The organism is Glycomyces salinus (genome assembly GCF_016428645.1).
GTDB classification, from domain to species: Bacteria; Actinomycetota; Actinomycetes; order Mycobacteriales; family Micromonosporaceae; genus Glycomyces; species Glycomyces salinus.
In genome coordinates, this window is the sequence record NZ_JAELXW010000047.1 from 1 (window position 1) to 9840 (window position 9840).

6 protein-coding genes, 1 tRNA gene and 1 pseudogene are annotated in these 9840 nt (G+C 69.1%); 2 read left to right on the forward strand and 6 right to left on the reverse strand.

Going from position 1 to position 9840, the window contains the following annotated elements:
• Positions 1-212: hypothetical protein (locus JFB92_RS25585; protein WP_233163227.1), on the reverse strand; the 212-nt coding region annotated here is incomplete at its 3' end.
• On the opposite strand from JFB92_RS25585, the pseudogene JFB92_RS26980 reads away from it, so the two are divergent.
• A pseudogene (locus JFB92_RS26980) lies at positions 126-1443 on the forward strand (radical SAM protein). The gene JFB92_RS25585 and the pseudogene JFB92_RS26980 sit on opposite strands and share 87 nt — an antisense overlap.
• Positions 1444-1462: 19 nt before the next feature.
• Here JFB92_RS26980 and JFB92_RS14260 read toward each other — a convergent pair.
• The 5 genes from JFB92_RS14260 to JFB92_RS14280 form a co-directional block, all read right to left on the reverse strand.
• Positions 1463-2959, reverse strand: a complete 1497-nt coding sequence (locus JFB92_RS14260; RefSeq protein WP_199039902.1) for a SulP family inorganic anion transporter — start codon at positions 2957-2959, stop codon at positions 1463-1465.
• Positions 2960-3187: 228 nt separating this feature from the next.
• Positions 3188-3260, reverse strand: a tRNA-Ala gene (locus JFB92_RS14265).
• Positions 3261-3327: 67 nt separating this feature from the next.
• Positions 3328-4878: a dolichyl-phosphate-mannose--protein mannosyltransferase gene (locus JFB92_RS14270; RefSeq protein WP_199039917.1), complete on the reverse strand. Its 1551-nt coding sequence runs from the start codon at positions 4876-4878 to the stop codon at positions 3328-3330.
• An 18-nt stretch (positions 4879-4896) separates the two neighbouring features.
• Positions 4897-7041, reverse strand: a complete 2145-nt coding sequence (locus JFB92_RS14275) for a transglycosylase domain-containing protein (RefSeq protein WP_199039920.1) — start codon at positions 7039-7041, stop codon at positions 4897-4899.
• Positions 7042-7220: 179 nt separating this feature from the next.
• Positions 7221-7874, reverse strand: coding sequence for a hypothetical protein (locus JFB92_RS14280; RefSeq protein WP_199039922.1), 654 nt, complete (start codon positions 7872-7874; stop codon positions 7221-7223).
• 133 nt (positions 7875-8007) lie between these two features.
• On the opposite strand from JFB92_RS14280, the gene metG reads away from it, so the two are divergent.
• The gene (metG, locus tag JFB92_RS14285; RefSeq protein WP_199039924.1) at positions 8008-9801 is read left to right on the forward strand and encodes a methionine--tRNA ligase; all 1794 of its coding nucleotides are present in this window, start codon (positions 8008-8010) and stop codon (positions 9799-9801) included.
• The last annotated feature ends 39 nt before the right edge of the window (positions 9802-9840 follow it).

The window sequence follows — 9840 nt, forward strand, 5'->3', positions numbered from 1 at the left end:
CCCGGCACGGCCCCGCCGACGCATTGAGAGGACTCCGGCCGATGACCGAAGCCGAGCCGACCGAGCCCGCGAAAGCCCCAGCCAAACGCGAACGCGACGAGATCTTCATCGAGTACACGAAATCGATCTGCCCGGTCTGCAAGACCGTGGTCGACGCGCAGGTCAACATCCGATCCGACCAGGTTTTCCTGCGCAAACGCTGCGCTGATCACGGCGAGTTCGAGGCCCGCGTCTACGGCGACGCGGCCGCATACCTGGACTCAGGGAGGTTCAACAAGCCCGGCACCATCCCGCTCCAGTTCCAGACCGAGGTCAAAGACGGCTGCCCGTCGGACTGCGGGCTGTGCCCCGAGCACAAGCAGCACGCATGCCTGGGCATCATCGAGGTCAACACCGGGTGCAACCTCGACTGCCCGATCTGCTTCGCCGACTCCGGCCACCAGGCCGACGGCTACTCGATAACCCGCGAGCAGTGCGCGAAGATGCTCGACGTCTTCGTGGCCGCCGAAGGCGAGGCCGAGGTGGTCATGTTCTCCGGCGGCGAGCCGACCATCCACAAGCACCTCCTCGAATTCGTCGACATAGCCCTGGAACGGCCCATCGGCGCGGTCAACGTCAACACCAACGGGATCCGGCTCGCCTCGGACCGGGATTTCGTCGCCGCCCTGGGCGAGCGGAATCGCGCCCGCCCCGGGCAAACGCGTCCACATCTACCTGCAATTCGACGGGTTCGAACGCGACACCCACCTCGAGGTGCAGGGCCGGGACCTGCGCGAGACCAAACAGAAGGCCCTCGACAACTGCGCCGAAGCGGGGCTGACGGTCACCCTCGTGGCCGCCGTCGAGGCCGGGCTCAACGAGCACGAACTCGGCGACATCGTCGAGCGCGGCCTAGCCCACCCCGCGGTCCGGTCGGTGTCCTTCCAACCGGTCACCCACTCGGGCAGGCACGTCGAGTTCGACCCGCTCAAACGCCTGACCAACTCCGACATCATCGCCGGACTCGCCGAGCAGCGCCCGCAGTGGTTCGAGAAGGACGACTACTTCCCCGTCCCGTGCTGCTTCCCCTCCTGCCGGTCGATCACCTACCTGCTCACCGAAGGCAAAGCGGGCGAACGCGACGGCCGCGTGGCGTACCTGCCGAAGGCCGAGACGGACCGCGCGATCGCCGCCGAGGCCACCGACGGGTTCGTCAAGCTCATCGCCAGGCCCCGGCGCCTGCTCGGCCACCGCGGCGGCGGCAGGGTCCTCGGCGCCACCGTCGTCGCAGAACGGGCCGGCGAGGTGATCCACACCCCCGCGCTCGCGATGGCCACCGGCATGTTCACCGGACGCCTCGCCCAGGCCACGACCGCCTATCCGACCTGGTCGTATGTGATCCAATCGGCCGCCGCCCAGTTCTTCATGGAGATCGGCGGCCGGACCGCCCGCCCGGCCGAGTGAGCCCGGGACGGTCTCCGGATCAGTGGGCGCCGGTGAGATTTCCCGAAAGATCCGTGTGAATCCGTTCGCTGCGGCGGTTGAGGCCGATGATCTCGGCCCGTTTGCCGCGCCTGGCGTACTTCTCGGCGACCGCGTCCAGTGCGGCCACGGCCGAGGCGTCCCAGATGTGGGCGTCGGAGAGGTCGATGACGACGTTGTCGGGGTCGCCGTCATAGTCGAAGAAGTGGACCAGGTCGTTGGAGGAGGCGAAGAACAGCTCGCCGGTGACCGCGTAGACCTCGGTGGTCCCGTCGGGGTCGGTGACGCTGGTGACCTCGACGAGGTGGGCGACCTTGCGGGCGAAGGAGACCATGGCGACGATGACTCCGGCGAGGACGCCGATGGCGAGGTTGTGGGTGGCGATGGTCGCCGCGACGGTGATGACCATGGTGATCGTCTCCGAGGCGGGCATCCTGCGCAGCGTCTTCGGTCGGATCGAGTGCCAGTCGAAAGTCACGGCGGCCACGAAGATCATGACCGCGACCAGCGCGGCCATCGGGATCCGGGCGACCAGGTCGCCGAGGACGACGACCAGGAACAGCAGGAACAGCCCGGCCGAGAAGGTCGAGAGGCGGCTGCGGGCGCCCGATTTGATGTTGATCATCGTCTGGCCGATCATCGCGCAGCTGGCCATGCCACCGAAGAAGCCGACCAGGACGTTGCCGAACCCCTGGCCGGCGGCCTCGCGGGTCTTGTCGGAGCGGGTGTCGGTGGCGTCGTCGACGACCTTCGCGGTCATCAGCGACTCGAGCAGGCCGACCGCGGCGAGCGCGATGGCGTACGGCGCGACGACGGCGAGGGTCTCGAGCTCGAACGGCACGTCGGGCAGCGCGACCCACGGCAGGCCCGAAGGCAGGTCGCCCATGTCGCCGACGTCGGGCGCGGCGATGCCGAACGCGACGGTCACGGCGGTGAGCCCGACGATGGCGACCAGCGGCGAGGGCACGGCCTTGGTCAGGTACGGGAGGCCGACGATAACGGCCAGGCCGACGCCGACCATGGTCCACACCACCCAGTTCTCGCCCCAGAAGTGCGGGATCTGGGCCATGAAGATCAGGATCGCCAGGGCGTTGATGAACCCGGTCAGGACGCTGCGGGGGATGAACCGCATGAGCTTGGCAATGCCGGTCAGGGCCAGCACTACCTGGATCAGGCCGGCCAGGATCGTGGCCGCGAGCAGGTAACCGACGCCATGCGAGGCCACCAGCGGTGCGACCACCAGGGCCATGGCCCCGGTCGCGGCCGAGACCATGGCGGGGCGGCCGCCGAGGACCGCAATCGAGCAGGCCATGAGGAACGAGGCGAACAGCCCCACGCTCGGGTCGACTCCGGCGATGATCGAGAACGCGATGGCCTCGGGAATCAGGGCCAGGGCAACCAGCAGCCCGGCGAGCAGCTCGGTCCGCATGAACGGCAGCAGCGGCCGCGGAAGCGTGAAGCGGGCACGATCGAGCTTGAATCGGGCAGGTGAGAGCATGCGGCACCGTTCGGATTAACGAGAGAGCGGGCACCTGCGCGACGATGAGAGAGTGCCGGGACTCCCCAGAGCCTACCGATCCCCTTGTTGCCCCTGTGACTCGAAGAAACGAATGGTGTGCGCCATTACAACCCGGAACGACCGTCCACCCCGGCTCGGGCAGCCTCACAAAACAAAGAACAAGGGACCACCGATCCGATGGCCCCTCATACATTCAATATCCGTTTGTGGAGCTTAGGGGATTCGAACCCCTGACCTTCTCATTGCGAACGAGACGCGCTACCAACTGCGCCAAAGCCCCGAGCGCCGACAACTTTAGCACAGGGGCCGAGGGGGTCTGAGGGTGTGCGGTGTGGGGGGCGTCTCGGTCAGATCCAGGAGTCGAGCCACATCCGGGCGCGCCAGTCGGTGTACGGGACGGATTCGCCGGTGTAGATGGGCCAGAAGTAGGCGAAGCACAGCACCACCACTGCCACGAAGGCGCCGGCGATCAGGGCGCCGGTCAGGCGGCGTTCAGGGCTGCCGAGGGTCGGCCGGCCGGGTCGATGGCGGCCGATGATCAGGCCCAGGCACCAGGTGACCGCGCCGATGAAGAACGGTACGGCCGGGGCGGCGTAGAAGAAGAACATGGTGCGTTCGGGGTAGGCGAACCACGGGGCGATTCCGGCTGCGGCGCCGCCGACCAGGAACCAGGCCCGCCAGTCCCGCTTGAAGACCGCCCAGATGAGGACCGCCAGGACCGCCGGGATGAAGGCCCACCACAGCAGCGGCGTGCCCAGCAGGAGGATCTCGGCGGCGCACCTGTCGGCCCCGCACGGAGCGTCGGAGCTCCAGAAGAACACGACCGGCCGCAGGTTGAACAGCCACTCGAACGGGGTGGACTGGTAGGAGTGCTCCGAGGACAGGTTCGAGTGGAACTCGTAGATGCTCAGGTGGTATTGGTACCAGTTCACCAGCGGCCCGATGATCGGCGGCTCGGCGTAGTCGCGTTCGGCCAGCCAGTGCCGGTAGGAGCCGGAGTCGTTGAGGAACCAACCGGTCCAGGTGGCCAGGTAGGTGCCGATCGCGAGGAAGCCGAACCACAGGTTCTGCCCGAACTCGTAGATGAGCGTGTCCCGCCAGGGCTTGCGCGCCCCGGCGTCGACGCGCAGCCGCCAGTCCCAGAGGATGAACAGCGCGATCGCCAACAGGATGTACCAGAGCGCGCTCCACTTGGTGGACATCGCCAGGCCCAGCAGGACCGCCGTGGCGATGCGCCACCACGGCAGGCCCAGGCGCGGCCGTCTCCTGGCCGGGTCCATGCCGCCCTCGATCGCCGCGAGCCAGCCCGCGCGCCTCCAGTCGCGGTCTCTGACCAGGCAGTACATGGCCGCGAGGATGAGCGTGGCCAGGAAGATGTCGAGCAGCGAGGCGCGGGACAGCACGAAGTGGCTGCCCTCGACCGCCAGCAGCAGCCCGGCGGTGCCGCCCAGGAGGGTCGAGCCGGTCAGGCGGCGCATGAGGCGGATGAGGATGAACACGCCGATCACGCCGGCGGCGGCGGCGCTGATGCGCCAGCCGAGCTCGTCGAAGCCGACCGTGGTCTCGCCGAGGGCGATGAGCCACTTGCCGAACGGCGGGTGCGCGACGTAGGCCGAACCGTCCTCGGCGGCATTCCATTCGACGCCGTGCGCCAGCAGCGAGTGGGCGTCGAGGGCGTAGTAGACCTCGTCGAAGATCAGGCCCTTGGGGTGGTCGATCCCGATCAGCCGCAGCACCGCGGCCAGGGCGGTGATCGCGGCCGTCACCCAGGCGGCGCGGGCGCGGTCGTCGGGCATGCGGCTGCCGAGCCTGGCCGCGACGCTGGGGAGCGGACCGGGCGGAGGGGTCGGCCGCCAGGCGGCGGGAGGCCCTGGGGGGCGTACGTCGGTGGCGCTCACCGGGCCGAGTCTAAGGCGTCAGTTCACCAGCTCGGTAGGGGGCGTGAACTCACCCTCCCCATTGAGGTCCCATTGAGCAGCCAGGATGTCGGCGGCGGCGGCGGCCGGTCTGCCGAGGTTGGCCTGCCCAACGAAGTTGTTCGGGCTGTCGGGGTCGGCCACGAAGGCCGCCACCGACGCGTTCGGGGTGAAACCGATGAACCAGTTCGTCGAGTTCGAGTCGGTGGTGCCGGTCTTGCCCGCAACCGGCCCGTCCACCGCGGCGCCGACCTGCGGAGCAGTTCCGCCCGAGCAGGTTCCGGCCGCCGCGCCGTAGCCGGTGGGGCAGCGGGCGGCGTCGACGGCGGCGCGCGCGACCTCGACCGAGATCGCCTGATCGCAGTCGGACTCGAAGGTGATCGCGTCTCCGGTCTCGATATCGGTGACCGCCGAGATCGCCGGGGTCGGCTCGCAGTACACGCCGTCGGCCGGGAGCGCGGCGTAGGCCGCGGCCATCTCCATGGGGGTCGCCGGGGTGACTCCGAGGGTGAAGGTCCCGAAGCCGTCCGCGGCGTCGCCGCTGGTGAGGTTGCGGGACTCGGAGTCACGCCATTGCAGGCCGAGGCGCTCGGCCACGTCGATCGCGTTCTCGGCGCCGACTCGCTCGACCAATTGCACGTAGAAGGTGTTGACCGACCTCCCGAAGGCGGTCCACATGTTGTAGGTACCGTTCAGCGATTCGGAGGCGTTCTTGGGGCACCAGTAGCCGCCGCACGAGTCCTCACCGCTGATCGGATATTGGGAGGTGTACCGGTAGGGCGAGTTGATCGACGTCGACAGCGGCATGCCCTGTTCCAGCGCGGCGAGCATGGTGAACAGCTTGAACGAGGACCCGGCCTGGTAGCCGGGCGTGTCGGCGTTGCCGGTCAGGAGCGGGTTGGTGGTGTTGGGGTAGGTGCCCTTGCCGTCGCCGGCGGTGTTCGGGCCGTTGTCGGAGATGTCGTTGGAGTACTCGCGGTTGACGGCCATGACCTGGACCGCGCCGGTGCCCGGTTCGACGACGACCGAGCCGATGGCGTACTCGCTGCCGGTCTCCAGCTGCTCCTCGACCGCGTCCTGGGACGCCTCCTGGAGTTCGATGTCGAGGGTCGAGACGATCTCGTAGCCGCCGCGGTAGAGGCGGGCCTTGCGCTCCTCGGGGCTGTCGCCGAAGTCCTCCTGCTGCTCCCACCAGCGCTCGAAGTAGTCGACGAAGAAGCCGTACTCGGAGTCGATGGCGCCGCCGGAGTTGTTGTTGGCCTCCTGCGGGTTCAGGCCCAGGTCCTGGTCCTTGGCCTCCCTGCCCTCGGCGGCGGTGAGGTAGCCGACGTCGACCATGCGGTTCAGGACGTGGTCGCGGCGGGTCTGGGCGGCCTCGGAGGAGCCGTTGATGGGGTCGTAGGCGCTGGGCGACTGGATCAGGCCGATGAGCATGGCGGCCTCGGGCGTGGTCAGCTCGGAGGGGACCTTGCCGTAGTAGACCTGCGCGGCGGCGCCGATGCCGTAGGCGCCGTTGCCGAAGTAGACGGTGTTGAGGTAGTTGGTGAGGATCTCCTCTTTCGACATCTCCTCTTCGAGGCCGAGCGCGTAGCCCATCTCGCGGATCTTGCGCTCGGGAGTCACCTCGGAGGCCGCGGCGACCTCGTCGGGGCTGGTGGCGGTATAGGACAGCACCTGCCGCACGTACTGCATCGTGATCGTCGAGGCGCCCTCGCTGGTCTGACCGGAGGAGATGTTGGAGACCAAGGCGCGCATGACGCCCTCGGGGTCGACGCCGTTGTGCTCGAAGAAGTTGGAGTCCTCGGTGGCGATCAGGGCCTCGACGGCCGATTCGGGGATCTGGTCGTATTCGAGTTCGAGGCGGTACTGGTCGCCGAAGGTCGCGATCTCGGTCTCGCCGTCGCTCGCGTAGAGGGTGGACGACTCGGGGGCGGGGGGCAGCACCAGGTCGTCGGGGAGTTCGAGCACCGATTCGGAGCCGGCCTTGGCGACGCCGCCGAACGCGCTGGCCAGCGGCAAGAACGCGAGCGCCGCGACCAGACCGAAGGCGACCGCGACCGGCACGAGGGCGAACATGGCTCGCCGCTGTTTGGCGGTGATGGGTCCGAACCAGGTCTGCGCCACCGGTTTCGAGGATGAACTCACGCTGTCTCCCAGTGCCCTGCAAGCGGGGAAGTCGTCCAATTACGGTCGGCGTCCGAGCCGCCGACTTGGCTCGGGCGCCTGGTGTCTCAAGCTGAGGTACCGGGGGCGGCTCTCACTCTACGACGCCCGGCGCGAGGCGGCGACGGACGCCCGGTGCGCGGTGGGCGCGGTTACAGCCCTCACCAGGCGAACGCGAGCGTCGCGGCCAGTACGGCCCCGGTCACGGCCCAGCACACGCCGATCGCGGGCCCGCTCCCCTGCTCGAGCCGGGTCGCCCCGGAGGCCCAGACCAGGAGGAAGCCGCACGCCATGAACAGCGCCATCGCCGGAACCCAGCGCAGCAGGAGCCCGGAGGCGCCGCCGACGTAGGCGCTGTGGGCGTCGGGGCCGGTGGCGCGAGCCGGCAGCCGCTCGCCGACGTCAGCGGCCGTGACCGCGCCGGTCAGGTGCATCTCCTTGGTCCAGCCGTCGGCGCGGAACCGGCCGGTGCAGCTGGGGGCGAAGCCGGACTGGCAGGAGGTGACCTCGACCGTCCCCTTCTGGGCGTGGCCGACGGACATCCACAGGGCGGGCGCGGCGACCCAGGCGAAGAACATGAGCAGGCACGCGCAGGCGAGGATGCCGATCAGGGAGCCGGTCAGCCCCCGCGGCCGGCGCAGGCGGGCGGGGGGCCTGGCCCGGTCGCGGCGGCGGCGCTCGGTGTCGCCGGCGCGTTCCCACACCGCCCGGATCGCGTCCATGCCTTCGGCTTGGTACCCGATCGGCTCCCGCTGCGCGGCCAGGTGCGGAACGTGGTCGCTCTCGGTCTCGGCGGCGCGGCGTGTTCTGGACATACGGGTATTTGACCATTGGAACGGTGCCGCAGCGCGCAATCGGGGAATACTCGCTGTGTCGGTGCGCGAACTTCGCCCTGTAGAGCGAATACGCGCATGCCGTCCCGGATTCCGGGCCGTTAGCATTGGTTCCATGACTCACGTACTGACCGCGCTGGCCTGGCCTTACGCCAACGGCCCGCGCCACATCGGACATGTAGCAGGTTTCGGGGTTCCCGCCGACGTCTTCGCCCGCTACATGCGCATGCGCGGTCACGACGTGCTGATGGTCTCGGGCACCGACGAGCACGGCACCCCGATCCTGGTGCAGGCCGACGCCGAGGGCCTGGCCCCGGCCGAGGCCGCCGCCAAGTACAACCGGGTCATCGTCGAGGACCTCGAGGCCCTGGGCCTGTCCTACGACCTGTTCACCCGCACCACGACCGGCAACCACTACAAGACCGTCCAAGAGCTGTTCAAGACCCTGTACGACAACGGCTACATCCTGGAGAAGAAGACTCCGGGCGCCATCAGCCCCTCGACCGGCCGGACGCTGCCCGACCGGTACATCGAGGGGACCTGCCCGCACTGCGGGTTCGACTCCGCGCGCGGCGACCAGTGCGACAACTGCGGCCGCCAGCTCGACCCGACCGACCTGATCGACCCGAAGAGCCGCATCAACGGCGAGGCGCCGAAGTTCGTCGAGGAGGACCACTTCTTCCTGGACCTGCCCGCGTTCGCCGACGCGCTGAACTCGTGGCTGGACACGCGGACCGGCTGGCGCACCAACGTCGTCCGGTTCACCAAGAACCTGCTCGACGACCTCCAGCCGCGCCCGATCTCGCGCGACCTGGACTGGGGCGTGCCGATCCCGCTCGAGGGCTGGATCGACCGGCCCGACAAGCGCCTGTACGTGTGGTTCGACGCCGTCATCGGGTACCTGTCGGCGACGATCGAGTGGGCCCGGCGCTCGGGCGACGCCGAGGCGTGGCGGCAGTGGTGGTCGAACCCCGAGGCGGTCTCGTACTACTTCATGGGCAAGGACAACATCGTCTTCCACTCCGAGATCTGGCCGGCGATGCTGCTGGGCAACAACGGCCAGGGCACGGCCGGCGGCGCTCCCGGATCGCTCGGCGAGCTGAACCTGCCCACGGAGGTCGTCTCGAGCGAGTTCCTGACCATGGAGGGCAAGCAGTTCTCCTCGTCGCGGCGCGTGGTGATCTACGTGCGGGACTTCCTGGAGCGGTACTCGGCCGACGCGCTCCGCTACTACATCTGCGCGGCCGGCCCTGAGAACCAGGACTCGGACTTCACGTGGGCGGAGTTCCTGCGCCGCAACAACGACGAGCTGGTGGCCGGCTGGGGCAACCTGGTGAACCGGTCGATCGCGATGGCCGCGAAGAACTTCGGGCACATCCCCGAGGCCGGGGAGCTGGAGGAGGTCGACCGGGAGCTGCTGGAGACGACCCGGAGGGCCTTCGACGAGGTCGGCGCTCTGATCGGCTCCAACAAGGTCCGCGCCGGGATCGGCGAGGCGATGAAGACGGTGGCCGCGGCCAACAAGTACCTCGCCGACACCGCGCCGTGGAAGCTCAAGGACGACCCCAAGCGCCAGGGCACGGTCCTGCACACCGTGCTCCAGGCCGTCAGCGACCTGAAGACGATCCTCAGCCCGTTCCTGCCGCACTCCTCGCAGCGGGTGCACGAGCTGCTGGGCGGCGAGGGTGTGTTCGCGCCGATGCCGCGCATCGAGGAGGTCGACGACCTCGACGACGGCGGCGCGACCGACGGGCCGTACCCGGTCCTGACCGGCGACTACTCGCAGGCGCCCGCCTGGGAGTCGGTGCCGGTGCGGGCCGGCACGCCGCTGGAGAAGCCGACGCCGGTGTTCGCCAAGCTCGACCCGTCGATCGTCGACGAGGAGATCGAGCGGCTGGACGCTCCCTAGACCGGACCGGAAGCGGGCCCGCGCCCGAGGGCGCCGGGC